This window comes from Candidatus Omnitrophota bacterium, assembly GCA_023227985.1.
Classification (GTDB): domain Bacteria; phylum Omnitrophota; class Gorgyraeia; order Gygaellales; family Profunditerraquicolaceae; genus JALOCB01.
Map to the genome: position 1 here is coordinate 25,019 of JALOCB010000006.1, position 19,460 is coordinate 44,478.

A 19,460-nucleotide genomic window follows, 5' to 3' on the forward strand; every position below is an offset into this window, starting at 1 on the left:
CTTATATCTCTTGGATCTCGAACGCGTTCTTGAGCAGCTCTGTTTTCCAGGAGCCTTGGAACGGGCTTACTGAAACGACATCGAACCTGGCCCCGGCATCTAAAAGTCCTTTTTCTTTCAGGAAAAGCGTCGCGGCCCGGTATATCTTGCCTTGCTTGCGCCTGTCTATAGCCTCTGCCGGCTCTCCAAACCAGCCGGATAAGCGGGTCTTTACCTCAACAAAACAAAACGTATCCTTATCCCGGGCGATAATATCGATCTCGGCGGACATGGTCCGGTAATTCCTGGCCAGGATCTTGTAGCCTTTACGCTTCAGGAACCTGACCGCCTCATCTTCGCCCTGACGGCCTAAGAGGATATTTTCTTTAGACACCGGAAAAAGTAGCTCTGTGAATTACGGACTTACCGTATTTCTTTAATGCGTTCCTGTGGGCCTGCGTAGGATAACCCTTGTGCCGTGAAAACCCGTATTGCGGGAAGGTTTTATCGTATATCCTCATGATCCTGTCCCGGGTAACTTTTGCCAGGATCGACGCGCTGGCTATGCTCAGGGATTTGGAGTCCCCTTTGATTATGTCGGTGAAAGGAAATCCTATCTTCAATTTGACTAACCCATCCACCAGGATATGCACGCGGCCGGGCTCAACCCCGGGCATTTTAGCAAACAGCCCATTAATAGCCTGTTCCATGGCCAAACGGGTGGCTTCCAGGATATTGACCCGGTCAATGACCTTTTCGTTCATTATACCGATACCGGATACGGATTTTTCAATGATCTCGGGAAAAGCCTTTTCGCGCTGCAGGCAGGTCAATTTCTTGGAATCGTCAATGCGGTTATTGAAAGATGAGGTCTTTAGAAAAACCGCCGCCGCGACTACCGGGCCGGCCAGAGGGCCCCTTCCCGCCTCATCCACCCCGATAACCAGGTCCCTGCCTTGTCCCTTAAACTTGCGTTCGTAATAAAGCATATGGCCGGCAGCGCATAAACACACACAAAGATATCCCCACAGCTTGGATGTAGCGCAGAAAGCGCGGGATTATTTAGCCTTAACTTCCACTGATTTTATCTTCGAGGCGCGTTTTCCAACTTTATTCCTCAGGTAATAAAGCTTGGCCCGCTTTATCTTTCCTTTTCTTAAGAGCTCGATGCGTTCGATCACCGCGGAATGCAGGAAAAATTTAAGCTCTACGCCTTCTCCCACAGAAACCTTCCTTACGGTAAAACTGCTCTTGGTCCCGTTGCCTTTCTTGGCGATGACTATGCCCTCAAAAGGATGCAGCCTGATCTTATCACCTTCCGGGATCCGGGTCATGATCTTGATCGTATCCCCGACGTTAAAATCCGGGTGTTTCTTTTTGCTCAAATAAGCCTGTTCGACAAGTTTGATCTTATCCATTTTTAAGGTTCCTTTCCGTTTTATTGGTTTTTATTTTTTTTAACAAATCCGGCCTGCGTTTTTTCGTTTTCTTGAGCGCCTCGAGCTTGCGCCACTCGGCGATCTTCTTATGGTCTCCTGACAAAAGCAGCGCAGGGACCTTCATCCCCCGGAAATCAGCCGGCCTGGTATACTGGGGATACTCTAATAGATTACCTTCAAATGACTCAAAATTCAAGGAATTTTTATCACCCAGGACCCCGGGGACCAGCCGCACCACCGAATCCACCAGGACCATAGCCGGAAGTTCTCCTCCGGTAAGGACATAATCCCCGATAGATATCTCTTCATCGGCCAGATCGGTCTTGACCCGCTCATCCACCCCTTCATAATGCCCGCAAATCAGGATAAGATGGCCGCAGGCCGATAATTCCCTGGCTTTAGGCTGGTCAAAAGTCCGCCCCTGCGGGCACAATAGGATCACTTTTGCCTTCTTATTCCGGCTTACCGCTCTTATCTTGCGAACTGCCGCGAATATCGGCTCAGGGCCCATAACCATACCGGAGCCGCCGCCAAAAGGCCGGTCATCCACCTTGGAATGCTTATCCGCGGAATAATCCCGCAGGTCGTGGATATGGATCTTTACCCTGCCTTTTTCCTGGGCCCGTTTGACCATAGACTCGTTCAGGACAGGCGCAAACATGCCCGGAAATATAGTGATGATATCGATCCTCATCTTCTCAGTCCGCTTATCTCATTTAGTGGCGCTGTTATACTTATTCAGGAATTCTTTTTTGAACTCGACGAATCTGTCTTCGGCGATAGCCAGGCGGATGCCGGCCATCATTTTCTGATAGAAATAGCTGTTATGCAAAGAGGTCAGCCTGAAAGCCAGGACTTCCTGCGCGTTGAACAAATGCCGCAGGTACGCCCGTGAGAAATTCGTGCAGGTATAACATGCGCATTCCGGGTCCAAAGGCCCAAGATCCTCGCTGTACTGGCCGTTCTTCACCACAACCTTGCCCTGGCTGGTGAACGCGGTCCCATGCCTGCCGTAACGCGTAGGCACCACGCAATCGAACATATCCACGCCCAATTCCACCGCGCCGATGATGTCGTCGGGAAGCCCCACGCCCATCATATAATGCGCCTTGGCCTCGGGTATTTCTTCCAGGGCGCAGGCGGCAATATTATACATTAAATCCTTGGGTTCGCCAACCGAAAGTCCTCCCAGGGCATAACCGTCGAAATCCAGCTCCGCCAGCCGCCTGGCGCAATCCTTGCGCAGGTCTTCATAAGTAGCGCCCTGGACTATCCCGAACAAAAGCTGTTGCGATCCGGGCTGTTTATCCTGCTCGATCTTAGAGCGCCTGGCCCACTGGATAGTCCTTTCCATAGCCTGACGGGCGTAATCCTTCTCGCAGGGATAATGCACGCAGTCATCCAGGACCATCATTATATCGGAGCCCAGGTCGCGTTGGACATTGACCACGTCCTCCGGTGTAAGAAAATGCTTGAACCCGTCTATATGCGACTGGAACTCCACGCCCTTTTCGTTGACTTTACGCAAAAGCGCCAGGCTGAATATCTGGTAACCGCCGCTGTCGGTAAGTATAGGTTTATCCCAGCCGATGAATTTATGCAAACCGCCGGCCTTTTTGATTATGGCTGTGCCCGGCCGCAGAAAAAGATGATAGGCGTTGCAAAGCATGATCTGCGCCCCGCAGTAATTCAGCTCTTCCGCGGAAAGGGTCTTTACCGTGCCTTGCGTGCCTACCGGCATAAAACAAGGGGTATCAAGCGCGCCCCTGGCAGTAGCCACCCGGCCTAACCGGGCATTGCACTTCGCGTCTTTATGTATAAGTGTGTATTTATTCATTTTATTTGTCTAATTAAAGGATATATGTTAACATAAAATCATGTTAAACAAAATAAAAAATACTGTGGAAGAAGCGCTGAAAAAGCATGTAAGCGATATGGACGGCATTTACCCTTTCAAACGGCTCTCTCCTCTGCTTGGCGAAAGCATAAAAGAATACATCGCCAGACCCGGAAAAAGGGTCAGGCCGATGCTTTTTGTCCTGGGATACCTTGCCTTTGCCAAAAAACCCGCTTCCGGGCTGTACCAAAGCGCCCTCTCGATCGAACTGCTTCACGACTTTATGCTCATCCACGATGATATAATCGATAAATCCGATTCCCGCAGAGGCAGGCCTTCAATGCATAAAATGCTGAATAACCGGTTAAGGCTGGATAAAAGCGTTAAATTCAACGGCCAGGACCTGGCGATCGTCGTGGGGGATATCATTTACGCTATGGCCATAAAGAGCTTTTTATCCATCAAAGAAAACCCGGTAAGGAAAGAAAAGGCCCTGAATAAACTGTTGGACGCCGTTCTTTATACCGGCGCAGGCCAGTTCATCGAGATAATTTACGGGATAAAACGGATAGATAAAATAAACAAAAACGACATTTACCGCATATATGACCTGAAGACCGCGTATTATACCTTTGCCTATCCCCTGTCCATAGGCGCCACCCTGGCCGGAGCTCCGGAAAAACAGATCAAAAAAATATTTGATTACGGTCTTATCCTGGGGCGGGCCTTCCAGATAAAAGACGATATACTGGGGATCTTCGGCAATGAAGAAGAAACCGGCAAATCATCGCTGACCGACCTGCAGGAAGCCAAAAGGACGCTGCTTATATGGTACGCTTACAATAATTCCCCCAAAAAAGACAGGTCGCAGATAAGCGCAGTATTTTCCAAGAAAAAAGTGGGCCGGACGGATTTAAGCAGGATGCGACAGATAATACACGGGTCCGGGGCGCTGGCTTACGCGAAGGGGCAAATATCGACCGCAGCGAAAAAGGCGGATAAGATAATCTCTTCCCTGGGCACCGGGGCGAATATCAAAAAACTGCTATCGGAATTCTACCGCAACATCCTAAGCCTTTAAGCCGGATCAAACGAGGGTATTCTGTTCTATGCAATAAATAAGCTTATCCACGGGAACCGGCTTTGCCAGAAACGGCCTTCCGGAGATGATCCCATTTTGATCCCTTACTTCTCTTTCCGTAACGATAGCGGTCAAGAATACGATGGGTATGTTCTTCAGATCCTCATCCGATCTGAGCTTCTGGGATATTTCGCCGCCATCAACATTCGGCATAACGATATCCAAAAGGATCAGGTCAGGCTTGAATTCCTTTACCGTGCGGATGGCATTGACGCTTTGGCTTTCAGCCCTGACCTCGTATTTGCCGGTTTCCTCCAGGTTCAATTTCACCATCCTGCAAAAACTCTCTTCATCGTCGATTATGAGGATCTTTTTTCTCGGCATTTTCAGCCTCCCTTTCTCTTAAAGATGCCAAACGTTAACCCTGCATACGGAACATAAGCATCGCCTTTATCCCGCCCTCTTTTTTATTCGTTATGTCGATCCTTCCCCGGTGCATCTCCATTATATTTTTGACGATAGACAACCCCAGGCCGGTCCCGCCTTTGCCGCGCTTGGTGGTGAAGAACGGGTCAAAAACTTTGTCAATGATCTCTTGAGGTATCCCTATCCCGGTATCTTCGACCTCGACCAAGACAATTTTTTCTCCCGGCTTAAAGATATCCTCTTTTCTGCGCCCGGCGCCTCCGGTCATTGCCGGGGCCTTTTCGATGCGCATGCTTATGGTCAGCGTCCCGCCTGAAGGCATAGCGTCCGCCGAGTTCATAAAAAGGTTCAAAAAAACCTGTTCGATCCTGTTCTTATCGATGTTTATCGGCGGGATGCCCTGCGCAATATCCTCGTTCAACTGGATATGGTTCTTTACAAACTGGTGCTTTACCAGCAAAAGGGAATTTCCCAGCACTGTTCTCAGGTCATGCGGCGAAACATCCAGTTTGGATAAACTGGCGAAATCCAACAAGCCGGTGATAATATCATTGGCCCGCATTACCGCGTCGGTCATGGACTTTAAAGCAAAAGAAATATTCTCGTCATCCAGAGGGACCTTCTTAGTCAGGTATTCAACCCCCTGGCTTATTATTGCCAGCGGGTTTTTCACTTCGTGGGCCACGCCGCTGGCCAGGCCGCCAACCACCTGCATCTTAGCCGCCTGGATAAAACGCGACTGGGTTTCCTGGAGCTCAGAGTAGGCCTGCAACAATTTGGCGTTAGCGCTGGTCAGGTCCGAGGTGCGCAAAGCAACCTGCACTTCCATCTCGGACAAGGCCTTTTTCAAAGCCTCTTGTATGTGTTTGCGCTCAATAGCGTAACGGATGGCGCGGATAAAATGAAAGACATCCTCCCTGCCCTTGACCAGATAATCCTGCGCGCCGGCCTGCATCGCCTTGATCGCCGTGGATTCGTCATCAAGCCCGGTAAGCACCAGGACGGGGATCCCGGAAGAACGCGCCTGGACTTTGACCAGCGTGTCAATACCTTCGCTGTCAGGAAGAAACAGGTCCAGCAAGACAACATCGATATCGTTTTTTACGAGGCGGTCAAGGGCGGGGGCCAGGCGTTCAAACCATTCTGTTTTACAGTCGATCTCGCTTACTTTCGCGAGCATATCCTGTATCAGCCTGGCGACCAAACGGTCATCCTCGATCAAAAGGACCTTAATGCTTATATTCTCTTTATCGGCCATAACGACGGGTGCTGCTGAAGGGAGTTATCATTCCAGAAGCGCGGAAACCAGGCATATCCTGACCAGCGCGCAGGTCTCAAGATAATCCAGGTCAAAAGGCTTAACGATATACTCGCATACCCCGAATTTTTTTGCCTCTTCGAACACGGACTCATCCATTATGCCGGTGATCATGATAACGCCCACTTTGTCATCCATCTCCCGGATCCGTTTAAGGGTAAGGAGTCCGTCTATCCCGGGCAATTTCACGTCCAGCAATACCAGGATCGGCTTTTCCGCCTTGAATTTCTCCAGGCCTTCCTCCCCGCTGGCGGCGGTCACCACGCTAAACCCTTTTTTAGACAAAAAATCGCGGATCAACGAAGATATATTCGGGTCATCATCCACAACCAGTATCTTTTCCTGGCCGTAGCGTTTATTAGGCTGCAATATCTCGTTAATGGCCTTTACAATGACATCTATGCCCAATGCCTTGCGCAGAAAACCGCTCGCCCCGGCCAGGCGGGCCCGGCGCTCCAACTCGTCGTCGGCAAAACCGGTCACCATCAACACCTTGGTCTTATGGTCGAAATAACGCAGTTTCTCCAGCAGCTCGACACCGTCCATATCCGGCATCTTGAAATCCAAAAGCATCAATTCGGGGTTGTGCGTCCGCGCCAATTCCAGGGCCTCTTTGCCGCTATGGGTTGTTATCACCTTATAGCCGACTTTGGTCAACGCGTCATAAAGAAGTTCGCGGATCTGAGAATCGTTATCCACCACCAGGATTTTGGATTCCATATGCCTTTACGCTCCTTATTTATTGACCGCCGTCACAAAAAGGGAAGTAATGATCTCGTCCAGTTTCTGCAGGTCGCAAGGCTTGAGCAGATAATCGCAGGCGCCTTCCTTAGCCGCCTCTTCCATAACATGCTCGTCCTGGACCGAAGTAAGCATGATCACTTTTATCGATCCATTGATCTTTTTTATCTGGTTCAACACCATTAATCCGTCCATCCCGGGCATGCGCATATCCAGGAGCACTACCTGAGGAGCCTCTGTCCTTACCGACATAAGCGCATCCATACCGGAAGAGGAGACATCAACCTTATAGCCTTTTTTGCCCAAAAAATCCTGCAGGACATTGCGTATCTCCAGATTATCATCCACCACAAGTATGCGTCTGCCGGCATTGGACGCATCCGCCGCCAAGTGAATGCCGCCTTCTTCAGAGCGCAATACCCCCAATATCGTCTTCACCATAAAATGGGTGGAAAAATCCTTCTTCACCACAGCCGAGACCCTGAGGGCCAGGACTTTAGCCTGGGCTTCATCAGACTGGCTATCAACGGCAAAAATTATTATATGCGCCTGTTTATCGAATCCCCTGATCTTCCGGGCAGTATCCCACCCGCTTAATCCGGGCATAGCCTCATTCAGGATTATCAGATCGAACCTCTCCTCGGAAAGGCGGGCCAGGGCTTCTTCCCCCGTAGGGACGCAGGTAACCTCATAATTCAAAGAAAACAATATCTCGTATAAAAGGTTTCGCGCATCCAGATCATTATCAGCTATCAGTATTTTTTCCTTCCACATAGCTTTATTTATCCTCGTTCTCCCCCAATTTTTCCTTAACCTTAGCCAATATCTCAAAGAGGTCTATGGGTTTATACATTACGTCTTTTTCATTATAACCCAATCCCAACAACTCATCAATATCTTTCTGGAGACCTATTGACCCGCTTAAGATTATGACCGGCAGCTTTATCCCCGCGTCATTCAATCCCCTCAAAACATCCATGCCGGTCATTTTAGGCATGCGCATATCTATGATCAACAGGTCCATCTTGTCGCCGGACTTTAATATATTCAGCGCCTTGTCGCCTTCCAGGTTTTTAAAAACTTCAAACCCTTTCTTGCGCAAAAAGACGTCGATTATATTCACTATCTCCTGCTCGTCATCTACTACCATTATTTTAGGCATTGCTACCTCCTTCTGGCATTGCCGGCAGTGTTATGCTGGCTGCCGTCCCTTTCCCCGGAGAGCTTTTCAGATCCAACTCTCCTCCGTGCGCCTTGACTATGCTATAACTTACCGAAAGGCCCAAACCAACGCGTTTTTCTTTAGTGGTAAAAAAAGGCTCGAACAACCTGGCCATAACTTCGGCGGACATTCCCGGCCCTGTATCTTCAAAGGTTATCTTCACATTTTCCCCGGACCGGCAGGTAGACACCTTTATCTGCCCCCCCTTAAACATAGCATCCCGGCTGTTATTCAACAAATTGATAAACACATCCTGCATATGTTTTTCGTCTATATTAACCTCCGGTAAGCCTACGCCGTAATTTTTCATTATTTTGACATTATCCATAGAAAACTGGGGTTCAATAAGGCTGATCAGCCCTTCCAGGCTTTTATTTATATCCGCGCGAACTGTCCGGTCCTTCGAAGGCCGGACAAAACCAAGAATTCTTTGTATTATATCTTTTGCCCTTTGGCTTTCCTGGAAGATCGCCTGAAGGTTCTTCTTTAATTCCTCGTTATCGATCTTTTCCATCAATGACAACTGAGCCCTGCCCGAAATAACCATTAAAGGGTTGTTCACATCATGGGCCATAACCTCCACAAATTTACCAAACTGGGCGAACCTCTGCGAATTCTCGCGCTTTTTACGCCGGGCTATATCCCGGTTAATAGAAATAAAATCAAATAATCCCATATCACCCCAGAAATTTAACGATTTTTGCCGCCATCTCAGCGGAATCGAACGGTTTCAACATATAATCGTCCGCCTTGCAAAGTTTAACCTTCTCCACAACGCAATCGGAACTGGCAGTAACCAGGATAACAGGTATCCCCCTAAGACCCTCGTCAGCCTTCATCTGAATGCATACCTCTGTTCCTTCCATAACAGGAAGGCGCAGGTCCAACAATACCAAGTCGGGTTTCTTCTCTCTGATCAGCTCTAAGCCTTCTTTGCCGTTTACCGCCACATAAACCTCATAGCCCATCTTTTTCAGCCTGAAAACCTCAACCTTCAACACATCAGGCTCATCATCCACAACCACGATTTTTTTCGCCATTGTTCCCTTCTCAAGACCCGGTCTTGATCACAAAAGATAATTCAGCCACTTTTCCAACAGCTTTATATCAAAAGGCTTGCCGATCATCGGCAAGGCTTCCTTTTTAATATACTCTTTTATACGGTCGATTTTTACCTCGTATCCGGAGATTATCAAAAGCGGGATATCCTTGGTCCTTACACTGCCTTTAAGCCTGCCGATCACCTCGTAACCGCTCATCCTGGGCATCTTAATATCGAGTATTATCAGGTCCGGCGGCTGGGCTTCTATCAGGGCCAAAGCCTCTTCGCCTCCGGCAGCCTCGGTGATATTGCTATAACCGAACTTCTCCAGTATCTTGCGCAATGTGCTCAAAACCTCGGGTTCATCATCCACCAGCATTATCCTGCTTCTTGATCTTTCCTCCTGCGTATTAACCACGGATCTATACGCCTTATCCAGCAACTCCTCCACGGTTTTAGCCTCATCCGGAAAAACAACGTAGCTGCTGGAAAATTGCGCCTTTAACTCTTCATCTATCTTAAAAATAGTTTCTTTAACTGCCGCGCGCAGCCTTAACTTAAGCCCCTGGGCTTCCAGCCTGGGAATAAGGCTGGACACAAACAGTTCATTCTCTACCCTGCGGATCACCAGATCAGAAACGCCTATCTGGCCTTTTAAAGATTCCTGGATCTCCCGGCAAATAGCCTCTGTTTTATCCGAACCTGCCCGGATTTTGATCTGCCCGTAATTATCCCACCGCAAAACGAATAAACCGAAAACAAAATACGCTTTTTCTATCGCGTCTTTGCCCTGCTTTATGCTCTCCTCCAATATCTTTTCTATGCCGTACCTGGGGAGCGTAAAAATAAATTTGGTTCCGGCGCCGACCGCGCTTTCAACATAAATGGCCCCGCCATGCTTTTCAATGATCTCCTTGGATATAGCCAAACCCAGCCCTGTGCCGCCTTTCCTTTCTTTAACATCTCCCAACTGCTCGAAGCTCTGAAAAAGCCGGGGAATATCTTCCTGCTTAACCCCGGGCCCGGTATCTTCCACTGTAACGCATACGGCGTTCCCTTTCTTTGTGGTAGCCAAAATGATGCTTCCTTTTTCAGTGAATTTAATGGCGTTATTCACCAGGTTGGTTATGACCTGGATGATCTTGTCGCGGTCAAACCTGAATACAGGCAGGTTCTCGTCAAGTTTGATCACCAGGTCCAGCCCCTTGGCTTTTATCAGGGCGGTCATTGTCCTCTCGATCTCCAGGGCCACTTCATTGATATCGTTGTCCTGGAAATTGAACTGGGCCTTGCCTGCATCCAGCTTCTGGAAATCAAGGACATCGTTTATCAGGCGGGCCAAACGGTCCACATTCCTCTTAGCCGTATCCAGAAAATCTTTTTGCTCAAGGTTAAGCTCTCCGGCCGATCCGTCCAGTACAATATTTATGCCCTCCTTGATCGCGGTCAGCGGGGTCCTTAACTCGTGGGAAACGATAGAGGTGAATTTTGATTTTGTTTCCATTGCCTCTTTAAGCCTTGCCTCCGCTTTCTTGCGCCCGGTAATATCCCGGATGGATTCAATAGCGCCGATAAAATGCCCCATATCGTCAAAAAGAGGAGCGGCCACTACCCAGAGATATGCGCCTTTTCCCTGGTAAAAGCCGGGGATGAACGTTTCCGCAAACAGATTATTCCCTTTTTTCTCTATAAAATCGTATTTCTTGCTTAATTTCGAATTATGCTGGAAGACAAAATCGATCATTACCGGCCGCGCCTGCCCGTAAAAAGGCACGGCATAGGCGTAATCGCCTTTGCCGATCATATCCTTCTTGGATACCCCGGTCATATCCTCTAAAGCCCGGTTCCAGGCAATCACCTTTTTTTCCTGGTCTATAACAAAGGTGGCGTCAGGCAGGAATTCGATTATATCCAGGAGCTTGCGGTTGCTCGACTGAAGCCCTTCTTCGGCCCTTTTACGGCTGGTTATCTCCTGGAGCAAAACGCGGTTAAGCCTGCCCAGTTCCGCGGTCTTCTGTTGTTCTATAGCCACTAATTTCTGCTCTTTTTCTATGGCCAATCTCAGATCATCGCTCATCTTGTTGAACAGCCCGATCAACCTGCCGATCTCATCCTCCTTCTTGGGAATTATCTTATGGCTGAAATCACCGTGGGCTACCAGGTTCATCCCTTTTCCCAGGTCTTTGATCGGCCGGATTATTGCCTGCAGCAGAAAGAAAAAAGTCAGGATTATGATGACCATTAGCCCGAACAGGGAAAGATAGATATTGCGTTTCCAGGTAGCCTTTTCCTCTGCGAGCTTATCCTTCCAATCCAGGACTATTCTCAAGACCCCGAGAACTTTTTTATCCCGGCCATGGCAGCCAAAACAGTTTTTTTCATTAAAAATCGGTATGCTCTTGGCAAAGACGCTCTCTCCTGTTTTCTTGCGTATCTCCACTCCCTGGATCTCTTCGCCCCTTAAAAGCCTGTCCAGATACTTAACCTGGGGCTTTTCGCCGATCCGGCTCTTATCCGTGCTTCTTTTAATGACCCCCAGATAATCCGTCAAATGGATGTCATTGACCTCTTTTAAATTACGGTAATTGTCGAATTGCAGTTGGATTATATCCTGGTCGCCGCCCAGCATAGGATGGCGCATCGCGGTCAGAATAACGTTCGAGAAGGTGCTTCCTTCGTTGACGCTGTGCGTCAGCATTATCCTGTTCTGGTTACTTATGTTCATCACGGTCATTATGCCCAGTATAGAGAATAATATGAAAAAGAGCATTATTATGCTGCGGGCGCTCAAGGAGTTATTTATATTTTTTATCACTGCTTCCTCCTTAAGAGCATTTTTACCCGCGCCAGCAGCTTATCGCTGTCAAAAGGTTTGGTCAGGTAATCGTCCGCCCCGGCGTCAAGGCCCTGCAGCTCGCTTTCCTTATCCTCCCTGGCGGTCAAAAGGATGACCGGGATCACCGCGGTCTCCAGTTTCGACCGTAAAGCCTTAACCTCTTCAAACCCGTTCATTTTGGGCATAGTAACGTCGCTAATGACCAGATCCGGCTTTTCCTTATTACAGAACGCCACTGCCTCCTGACCATCCCTGGCCTTGACCACCCGATAGCCCGCGTCGGTGAGCCTTTTTTCCAGGATCTTCAGTATATCTTCCTCATCGTCTACAATAAGTATCTTTATATCCTTGCCGGCCTGCGCCGACCTAAGGACAGCTTCTTCCTCCGAGGCGGCGCCGACTATGTTGAAGATCTCTTCCAGAGTAGTGATCCCCGCGGATACTTTCTCCAGGCCTGCTCTGGCCAAAGTCTTCAGGCCGCTCTTCTTTGCCTCCGACAGAATCTCGTCTTCCGCGAACCTCTGGGCGATCATCCCCCGTATCTTTTCGCTGATCCTGAATATCTCAAAAATCGCGGTCCTGCCCAGAAAACCGGTGAATCCGCAATAGCTGCAGCCCGAACCATGATAGAACTCCTTTATACCAAGCTGGTCTATATGGCTTTTAAATAGGCTTAACAAGTGCCCATCCGGTTGATATTTCTCTTTGCAATGCGGGCAGATCATCTTGACCAGCCTCTGGGCCACGACAAGGATCAACGCAGAAGATATCAGATACGGCTCCAGACCTATATCCACCAAACGGGTTATTGAGGCAACCGCGTTATTCGTATGCAGCGTGGATAATACCAGGTGCCCGGTCAAAGAAGCCTGGAAAGCCATTTCTGCTGTCTCCTTGTCCCTTATCTCGCCTATCAGGATAACATTCGGGTCCTGCCGCAGAATGCTCTTTAAGGCGTTGGCAAAAGTAAGATCCTTGACCGGATTTACCTGCATCTGGTTCAAGCCATCGATCAGATATTCTATGGGGTCTTCTATAGTAATTATATTATTTTTCTCTGTTTTAACGACATTAAGAGTGGCATAAAGAGTGGAAGTCTTGCCCGACCCTGTGGGCCCGGTGACCAGGATCAACCCTTGAGCGGCAGTGATCGCCTGTTTATAGATATCCAGATCCGGGCCTTGAAAACCCATACTTTCCAGCCCGGTTTTTGCCGCCTGAATATCCAACAACCTCATCTCGATCTTTTCCCCGTAAAAAGTAGGTATAGTCGAGACCCGCAGATCGACCTTCCTGCCGTTGACCGATATCTTAATCCTTCCATCCTGGGGCTTGCGGTTCTCCGCGGTATCCAACTGCGCCAGGACCTTCAAACGCGCGGCCAGCGAAGAATGCAGGCTGACCGGAAGGTCCATAATATTGCGCAGGTCGCCGTCTATCCTGTACCTGACCTTGACCGTCTTCTCCTGAGACTCGATATGGATATCGCTGGCCCTTTGTTTTACCGCGTCGCTCAAAATAAGGTTGCAAATCTTTACTGCCGGGACATCTTCGGATCTTTGCGCCCGCTCATCCAAAAAGAATTCAGACGCGTCTTCGGTAACGATCTCGACCTTATCCGCTCCCATGACATTCTTCAGGATGTCATAAATATTATCCTCCGCCTGATAATATTTCTTAATGTGATTGTTTATCTCGCTCTTGGCGGCCAGTAGCGGCTTTACGCTCATTCCCGTGTTCAACCTTATATCATCCAGGGCCATAATATCCTGGGGATCGCTCATCGCCAATACCAGCGCGTCACCCTCCTTGCGCAAGGGCAATATCCCGTAACGCATAGCCAGTTCATACGGGACCAGCCTGACAGCAGAAGGGTCTATTGTTTCCTTGCTCAACTGCGTAACAGGCATATTGAATATCTTGGATGAAGCGCTGACCAGCTGCTCCTCCGCGATAAAACCCATCTCCACTAATAATTCCTGAAGCGGCTTCTTAGCGCCGATGCGCTTGATCCTGGCGTCGTTAAGCTGTTCCGCCGTTATGAGCCCTTCCCTGATAAGCTCGTCGATCAAAACAGTCATATTGTTAGGTCCTTGGTTTATCCAACAGCGCCTTAATGGCAGCCATCAGGGCTTGGGGGTCATAAGGTTTTTCGATATAGGCATCAGCCCCGTCGCTAAGGACCTTCTTCTTGTATTCCGGGTCCGTCACTCCGGTAAGCACAATGACCGGGATGTATCTGACCTGATTGGATAATCTAATGTTCTTTAAGACCGCCTGTCCACCGCCCGCGGGCAGCATCAGATCCAGGATGATCAAATCAGGCGGGGTTTTATGGATCATTGCTATACCCTGATAAGCGTCCTGAGCCGCCATTACCTCAAAGCCCTCCTGGGCCAACCTTTTATGCAATACCTTCACAACATCCAGGTCGTCCTCAATGATCATTATATTGCGCATCTCTATTTGATCCTTTTTTTAAAAGCAAACAAAAAGGGAACGGATCGTTTAAAAGCGTTCCGTTCCCTCAAAAATCCCGCGTTTCTCATAAATACCACCGTGGCTTGCGCTATTTTTCGCAGGGTATATTGACCGGCACATTCCAGATATCCCTGGCGTATTCCTGTATCGTCCGGTCGCTGGAGAACCTGCCGCACTTGGCGACGTTGAAGATCGACTTCTCCAGCCACAGCCGTTTATTGCGGTAAAGCTCGCTGACCTTGTCCTGCGCCTGGCAATACGGATCGAAATCGGCGCAGAGGAAATAACGGTCGTAATAAAGCAGGCTTTCCACTATCGGGACGAACAACCCGTAATTGACGTGCGAAAAAAAGTTGCTCTGGATAAGACGGATGATCTCTTTAAGCACGGGCGAACGGTCGATATATTCCTGCGGATTGTACCCCCTGGCCTGCAGTTTGCCGACCTCTTCCACGTTAAGTCCGAAGGTGAATATATTATCCTCGCCCACTGCCTCGGCTATCTCGATATTCGCCCCGTCCAGCGTGCCGATGGTCAACGCCCCATTCATCATAAATTTCATACAGCCGGTCCCCGACGCCTCTGTCCCGGCGGTGGATATCTGTTCGGAAAGATCGGATGCCGGGAATATTTTCTCAGCCAGGGATACCCGGTAATTCTCCAGAAAGACCACTTTTATCCGGTCATTGACGGTCTTGTCCTGATTGATCACCTCGGCCACGCTGCTGATGAATTTAATGATCATCTTCGCCATATAATAACCGGGGGCTGCCTTGCCTCCCAGGATGAATGTCCTGGGCACGATATCCGCGTTAGGATCGTTCTTTATCTTAAGGTACTGCGAGATAATAAACAAGGCGAAAAGAAGCTGGCGTTTATATTCATGGATCCTTTTCACCTGGACATCGAACATAGATTCGGTATTTACCGCTATTCCGGTGGTCTTGTGGATATAATCCGCCAGGAAATGCTTGTTCTCCAGCTTGACCTCGTCCCACTTGTTCCGAAAGGCCTGTTCCATCTTGAAAGGAAGGAGCTTCTCAAGTTGGCACAGGTCCACTGTCCATTTCTCGCCGATAACCTCCGAGATCAGCGAAGAAAGACTGGGATTGGCCTTCTGCAGCCATCTCCTCTGGGTGACGCCGTTGGTCTTGTTATTGAATTTTTCCGGGGATATCTCGTAGAAATCCTTAAAAAGATGCTCTTTCAAAAGTGTGGAATGCAGGCTGGAGACGCCGTTGACCGAATGCGACCCGATCAACGACAAATAGGCCATGCGGATCTTCTTGGGATCGCCTTCCTCGATTATCGACATCCTGCGCAGCCGGTCGGTATCCCCGGGGAATTTTATCGCCACATCCCGAAGAAAACGCATATTTATCTCATAGATCAACTGCATGTGCCGGGGGAGCAGTTCCTCGAACATCGGCACGCGCCAACTCTCCAGCGCCTCAGGCATAACCGTATGATTGGTATAAGCGAAAGTCTTTACGGTGATATCCCAGGCGGTTTCCCATTCCATGTTCTCCTCATCGAGCAGTATGCGCATCAGCTCGACGATGGCCAGCGAAGGATGGGTGTCGTTCAACTGGATGCACACTTTATCCGGCAAATGAACGAGGTCTTTATTTTCCGTCTTGAACCTGCGGATTATATCCGCGATCGACGCGGCGGTGAAAAAATATTCCTGTTTTAAACGCAGCTTCCTGCCCTGGCTTACCGCGTCATTGGGGTAAAGGACCTTGGAGATGTTCTCCGAGAGCATTTTATTGTAAACCGCGTGCTCATAATCGCCGTCGTTGAAATATTTAAGGTCGAATTCCTCGGTGCTGCGCGCCGACCACAGCCTTAAGGTGTTGACGATATCGGTCTTATAACCCGGGACAGGGATATCATAAGGCATAGCCAGGACGTCCTCGGTATCCGCCCATTTTGCCCTCAACCTTCCCTTGGAGTCGGTGAACATATAGGTATGGCCGTAAAAGCGGATCTTAACCATGTATTCGGGGCGGGCAAACTCCCAGGGATTACCCCTGTTCAACCACTCGTCGGGAAATTCCACCTGATGGCCGTTGATTATCCTCTGATTGAATATCCCGTATTCATATCTTATGCCGTAACCGTGCGCCGGTATGCCCAGCGTCGCCATAGAATCCAGGAAACAGGCGGCAAGCCTTCCCAGACCGCCGTTGCCCAGTCCGGCGTCGCTCTCGCAGTCGCGGATATCCTCGATATCAAATCCCAGGGCCTCCATGCATTCCTTAACCTGATCGATGATCCCGAGGTTCAGCATGTTATTGCCTAAAAGCCTGCCGATCAGGAATTCCATTGATAAATAATAAACCCGTTTCACGTTCTCGGTATGATAGCGCTGCTGGGTATTGATCCAGCGCTCGATCAGCCTGTCGCGTATGGCTATGGCCAGGGCGGTGAAATTGTCGTTCAGGGTGGCGTTGTATTTATCCTTGCCCAGGGAATACTCGCGCTTGGAAAAAAAAGAACGCTCGATCCCCGCCTTAGTCATGTCTTTATGGACGTTCACCCATTTCGGTTCGATCTTTTTCGCGGCCATACTATCCTTTCATCAGATATTTACAGGATCAACATCGCGTCGCCGTAACTGTAGAACCGGAATTTATCCTCGACGGCTTTCCGGTACGCCCTCTTGGCCAGCTCTTCTCCGGCGAACGCGCAAACCAGCATAAAGAGCGTGGTTTTGGGAAGATGAAAATTGGTCAATAACCGGTCGACCATCCGGAACTTATACCCCGGATAAATAAACAGGCTGGTATCGCCCTGCGCCATCCCCTGCCCGGCGTAAGTCTCCAGGGCGCGGCAGCTGGTAGTCCCCACAGCGCAGATACGCCCGTTATTCTTCCGGCACTTGTCCAAAAGGACAAGAGTCTCATCCGGAATGCTGAAATGCTCCGTGGACATCGGATGTTGCGTGATATCCTCGCATTTCACGGGTTTAAAAGTTGCGTGCCCGACGTGCAGGGTAACGTATCCCAGTTCAACCCCTCCCGCCTTGATCTTATCCAGAAGCCCTTCGGTGAAATGCAGCCCCGCCGTAGGCGAAGCGACCGATCCTTTTTTGCTGGCGTAAACAGTCTGATAATAAAGCTTATCCAGCTCTTCCGGCTCCCGTTTAATATACGGAGGCAGAGGTATAACACCTAAATTATATACCTGTTCTTCATCGCAATCAAGGAATGTCACTTCATTCCTGCCGCTTATCGAACAGAAGATATCCTTATTCTTGAATACTATCTTTTCCCCAAGCTTCAGCCTGCCGGGCTTGAGCAACGCCTCAAATGTAAGCCCGGATTTACGGCTTAAAAGGAACACCTCAACCTTGCCGCCGCTGAGCCTGTGGCCTTTCAAACGGCAGGTAAGGACTTTGGTATTGTTCAGCGCCAGCAGGTCGTTCTTAGCCAGAAAATCCGCTATCCTGGAGAATCTGAATTCCCGGATACTTTCGTCTGCACGGTCAACGACCATTAACCGGCAGCTTGCCCGGTCTTCCAAAGGATACTGGGCAATAAGCTCCTTCGGCAGTTCATAATCAAAATCCGCCAATTTCATTTAAATAAGCGCCTTTGCTGTAATAACATTATACCACAACACTTTGCTTCAATTTAACTAAATTACCCCGGGCTCAAGCTGGTCAACGATACAATTTCGGAATCCGGATAATAAAACCCCAGTATATCGCGGTAAAGCCCGCCAAGCTTTGCCTGAAAATACGCCCCCCACTGGCACAAACCGACCCCATGGCCCCAGCCCAGGCCTGAGAATTCCAAACCGCCAAAGCCCGGCTTCACCGTAAAATTGGCGCTGCGGATAATATCCGGCCCGATAATATTGCGGAAATCCTTCGCTTGCATCTTGATCCCTGCGGCATCGGTATCAACCTGCAGGTCAATAGCCCGGTTCGAACGGTCCCGCTGCAGGACGCGGATGGATTTCACCCGGTTTATTTTATATCCTGCCTTGACCAGGCTATCTCTGATGCCGGCCTTATTCAAACCCGCGCGCCAGCTAAAATGCGGGGAATCCCCGCAATAATAACAGGCTACGCCTTTTAATGGCGGGATATTTATATCCCATAAAAGAGAAGCGTCCTCTGTGTGCCCGGCGCAGGTAGAATGATAAAATGCCGGAAATATCTTCCCTTTGTAAACCAGCACCTCGTTCTTGGTCTGGTCTACCGCGTCATTTATGCGGTAGCGCTCAGCTTGCTTCCCGCCGTAGACCTGAGAATAGACATCGCTGGTCACATCAAAATCCTTGTTCTTATTCTGTTCGATCTGATAAAGGGCGAATGTCCTGAAAACAATCGCCTGCGCCTTTAATGCCTCCGCCGGCCAGTAATGCGACACCTCCCTGACCGCTATGCCTTTGACATAATCCTCCAAACCCAGATAATTAACGGCGCTGAGCCCTAAACTGCTCTTGCGGATTATCCGGACCCCCCCTCGGTATCTCCGGTTATTTATCAAGATCTCAGCGCTGCCCCCGGGTTTTATAAATACGGAATCCGTGTTGATATTTTCACCCGGCCAGACAAGCCCGGATTTTCCGGCGAACACCGCGGCATCAAGGTCCTGTCCGGCGAACAATCTTTTACCGCTGTTGACGTCAAAAACCTCATATCCGCCAACGGCCTTTATCTTCAACTCCGGGGCGCTGCTAACAATCCGCACCCGTATCTCATTAGAAGATTGGCACCGCGCGCAGGATGGAGCGGCGAATTGCCAGGCCAGAATCGCGGCTGTAATAATTTGTGCTAATAATAGGCGTTTTACCGGCGGGGCCATAACCAGAAGATTATTGAGACTATAACGCTGATCAATATTGAGGTGGAAAGCGGGAAATAAAGAGTAAAATTCTTTTTCTGGACCAGTATATCTCCGGGAAGTTTGCCTAAAAACGGGATGCGCTGCATAAAAGCAAGCGACACCCCCAAGCCAACCAGGATGATCCCGAAAATTATTAAAACCTTGCCCAATCCCTGCATCTCATTCCCCCGCTTAACGCTCCAAGACCCGGTCTTGC

General features: G+C 49.3%; 20 protein-coding genes. 1 reads left to right on the forward strand and 19 read right to left on the reverse strand.

The window, feature by feature from the left end; all coding sequences use genetic code 11:
- Position 1 precedes the first annotated feature (1 nt).
- The 5 genes from M0R35_02205 to tgt form a co-directional block, all read right to left on the reverse strand.
- Positions 2-373, reverse strand: coding sequence for a YraN family protein (locus M0R35_02205; GenBank protein ID MCK9594470.1), 372 nt, complete (start codon positions 371-373; stop codon positions 2-4).
- Complete coding sequence (locus tag M0R35_02210) at positions 366-968, reverse strand: ribonuclease HII (GenBank protein MCK9594471.1); 603 nt, start codon at positions 966-968, stop codon at positions 366-368. Before M0R35_02210 ends, M0R35_02205 begins: the two co-directional genes overlap by 8 nt.
- A 69-nt stretch (positions 969-1,037) precedes the next feature.
- Entirely contained in the window at positions 1,038-1,397 is a 360-nt protein-coding gene (rplS, locus tag M0R35_02215) for a 50S ribosomal protein L19 (protein ID MCK9594472.1), read from the reverse strand.
- Positions 1,390-2,112 carry a tRNA (guanosine(37)-N1)-methyltransferase TrmD gene (trmD, locus tag M0R35_02220; protein ID MCK9594473.1) on the reverse strand — a complete coding sequence of 241 codons (723 nt, stop codon included), beginning with the start codon at positions 2,110-2,112 and terminating at the stop codon, positions 1,390-1,392. The genes rplS and trmD overlap by 8 nt, the downstream gene beginning before the upstream one ends.
- Before the next feature lie 18 nt (positions 2,113-2,130).
- Positions 2,131-3,255, reverse strand: coding sequence for a tRNA guanosine(34) transglycosylase Tgt (gene tgt, locus M0R35_02225; GenBank protein MCK9594474.1), 1,125 nt, complete (start codon positions 3,253-3,255; stop codon positions 2,131-2,133).
- Between the two features lie 40 nt (positions 3,256-3,295).
- On the opposite strand from tgt, the gene M0R35_02230 reads away from it, so the two are divergent.
- The gene (locus tag M0R35_02230; GenBank protein MCK9594475.1) at positions 3,296-4,336 is read left to right on the forward strand and encodes a polyprenyl synthetase family protein; all 1,041 of its coding nucleotides are present in this window, start codon (positions 3,296-3,298) and stop codon (positions 4,334-4,336) included.
- 6 nt (positions 4,337-4,342) lie between these two features.
- Here the strand turns inward: M0R35_02230 and M0R35_02235 are convergent, their stop codons facing one another.
- The 14 genes from M0R35_02235 to M0R35_02300 all read right to left on the reverse strand — a co-directional run bounded on the left by M0R35_02235 (position 4,343) and on the right by M0R35_02300 (position 19,422).
- Entirely contained in the window at positions 4,343-4,720 is a 378-nt protein-coding gene (locus tag M0R35_02235) for a response regulator (protein ID MCK9594476.1), read from the reverse strand.
- Positions 4,721-4,754: 34 nt separating this feature from the next.
- Positions 4,755-6,020 carry an ATP-binding protein gene (locus M0R35_02240; GenBank protein MCK9594477.1) on the reverse strand — a complete coding sequence of 422 codons (1,266 nt, stop codon included), beginning with the start codon at positions 6,018-6,020 and terminating at the stop codon, positions 4,755-4,757.
- 27 nt (positions 6,021-6,047) lie between these two features.
- Positions 6,048-6,800, reverse strand: a complete 753-nt coding sequence (locus M0R35_02245; GenBank protein ID MCK9594478.1) for a response regulator — start codon at positions 6,798-6,800, stop codon at positions 6,048-6,050.
- 15 nt (positions 6,801-6,815) lie between these two features.
- Positions 6,816-7,595: a response regulator gene (locus M0R35_02250; protein MCK9594479.1), complete on the reverse strand. Its 780-nt coding sequence runs from the start codon at positions 7,593-7,595 to the stop codon at positions 6,816-6,818.
- A 4-nt stretch (positions 7,596-7,599) separates the two neighbouring features.
- Entirely contained in the window at positions 7,600-7,983 is a 384-nt protein-coding gene (locus M0R35_02255; GenBank protein ID MCK9594480.1) for a response regulator, read from the reverse strand.
- Positions 7,976-8,719: an ATP-binding protein gene (locus M0R35_02260; GenBank protein MCK9594481.1), complete on the reverse strand. Its 744-nt coding sequence runs from the start codon at positions 8,717-8,719 to the stop codon at positions 7,976-7,978. The genes M0R35_02255 and M0R35_02260 overlap by 8 nt, the downstream gene beginning before the upstream one ends.
- A gap of 1 nt (position 8,720) precedes the next feature.
- Complete coding sequence (locus tag M0R35_02265) at positions 8,721-9,083, reverse strand: response regulator (GenBank protein ID MCK9594482.1); 363 nt, start codon at positions 9,081-9,083, stop codon at positions 8,721-8,723.
- Positions 9,084-9,110: 27 nt separating this feature from the next.
- Positions 9,111-11,900 carry an ATP-binding protein gene (locus tag M0R35_02270; protein MCK9594483.1) on the reverse strand — a complete coding sequence of 930 codons (2,790 nt, stop codon included), beginning with the start codon at positions 11,898-11,900 and terminating at the stop codon, positions 9,111-9,113.
- Positions 11,897-14,002, reverse strand: coding sequence for a Flp pilus assembly complex ATPase component TadA (gene tadA / locus M0R35_02275; protein ID MCK9594484.1), 2,106 nt, complete (start codon positions 14,000-14,002; stop codon positions 11,897-11,899). The genes M0R35_02270 and tadA overlap by 4 nt, the downstream gene beginning before the upstream one ends.
- Positions 14,003-14,006: 4 nt before the next feature.
- Positions 14,007-14,381: a response regulator transcription factor gene (locus M0R35_02280; protein ID MCK9594485.1), complete on the reverse strand. Its 375-nt coding sequence runs from the start codon at positions 14,379-14,381 to the stop codon at positions 14,007-14,009.
- 109 nt (positions 14,382-14,490) lie between these two features.
- Positions 14,491-16,974 carry a glycogen/starch/alpha-glucan phosphorylase gene (locus tag M0R35_02285; GenBank protein MCK9594486.1) on the reverse strand — a complete coding sequence of 828 codons (2,484 nt, stop codon included), beginning with the start codon at positions 16,972-16,974 and terminating at the stop codon, positions 14,491-14,493.
- A 20-nt stretch (positions 16,975-16,994) separates the two neighbouring features.
- Complete coding sequence (gene queA / locus M0R35_02290) at positions 16,995-17,987, reverse strand: tRNA preQ1(34) S-adenosylmethionine ribosyltransferase-isomerase QueA (protein MCK9594487.1); 993 nt, start codon at positions 17,985-17,987, stop codon at positions 16,995-16,997.
- A gap of 62 nt (positions 17,988-18,049) precedes the next feature.
- The gene (locus tag M0R35_02295; protein MCK9594488.1) at positions 18,050-19,108 is read right to left on the reverse strand and encodes a SpoIID/LytB domain-containing protein; all 1,059 of its coding nucleotides are present in this window, start codon (positions 19,106-19,108) and stop codon (positions 18,050-18,052) included.
- A gap of 98 nt (positions 19,109-19,206) precedes the next feature.
- Positions 19,207-19,422, reverse strand: coding sequence for a DUF2905 domain-containing protein (locus tag M0R35_02300; protein MCK9594489.1), 216 nt, complete (start codon positions 19,420-19,422; stop codon positions 19,207-19,209).
- Between the last annotated feature and the right edge of the window lie 38 nt (positions 19,423-19,460).

Coding starts and splice junctions, on each gene's coding strand:
- M0R35_02210 (MCK9594471.1), bottom strand. CDS start 968: ATGCTTTATTACGAACGCAAGTTTAAGGGACAAGGCAGGGACCTGGTT.
- rplS (MCK9594472.1), bottom strand. CDS start 1,397: ATGGATAAGATCAAACTTGTCGAACAGGCTTATTTGAGCAAAAAGAAA.
- trmD (MCK9594473.1), bottom strand. CDS start 2,112: ATGAGGATCGATATCATCACTATATTTCCGGGCATGTTTGCGCCTGTC.
- tgt (MCK9594474.1), bottom strand. CDS start 3,255: ATGAATAAATACACACTTATACATAAAGACGCGAAGTGCAATGCCCGG.
- M0R35_02230 (MCK9594475.1), top strand. CDS start 3,296: ATGTTAAACAAAATAAAAAATACTGTGGAAGAAGCGCTGAAAAAGCAT.
- M0R35_02235 (MCK9594476.1), bottom strand. CDS start 4,720: ATGCCGAGAAAAAAGATCCTCATAATCGACGATGAAGAGAGTTTTTGC.
- M0R35_02240 (MCK9594477.1), bottom strand. CDS start 6,020: ATGGCCGATAAAGAGAATATAAGCATTAAGGTCCTTTTGATCGAGGAT.
- M0R35_02245 (MCK9594478.1), bottom strand. CDS start 6,800: ATGGAATCCAAAATCCTGGTGGTGGATAACGATTCTCAGATCCGCGAA.
- M0R35_02250 (MCK9594479.1), bottom strand. CDS start 7,595: ATGTGGAAGGAAAAAATACTGATAGCTGATAATGATCTGGATGCGCGA.
- M0R35_02255 (MCK9594480.1), bottom strand. CDS start 7,983: ATGCCTAAAATAATGGTAGTAGATGACGAGCAGGAGATAGTGAATATA.
- M0R35_02260 (MCK9594481.1), bottom strand. CDS start 8,719: ATGGGATTATTTGATTTTATTTCTATTAACCGGGATATAGCCCGGCGT.
- M0R35_02265 (MCK9594482.1), bottom strand. CDS start 9,083: ATGGCGAAAAAAATCGTGGTTGTGGATGATGAGCCTGATGTGTTGAAG.
- tadA (MCK9594484.1), bottom strand. CDS start 14,002: ATGACTGTTTTGATCGACGAGCTTATCAGGGAAGGGCTCATAACGGCG.
- M0R35_02280 (MCK9594485.1), bottom strand. CDS start 14,381: ATGCGCAATATAATGATCATTGAGGACGACCTGGATGTTGTGAAGGTA.
- M0R35_02285 (MCK9594486.1), bottom strand. CDS start 16,974: ATGGCCGCGAAAAAGATCGAACCGAAATGGGTGAACGTCCATAAAGAC.
- queA (MCK9594487.1), bottom strand. CDS start 17,987: ATGAAATTGGCGGATTTTGATTATGAACTGCCGAAGGAGCTTATTGCC.
- M0R35_02300 (MCK9594489.1), bottom strand. CDS start 19,422: ATGCAGGGATTGGGCAAGGTTTTAATAATTTTCGGGATCATCCTGGTT.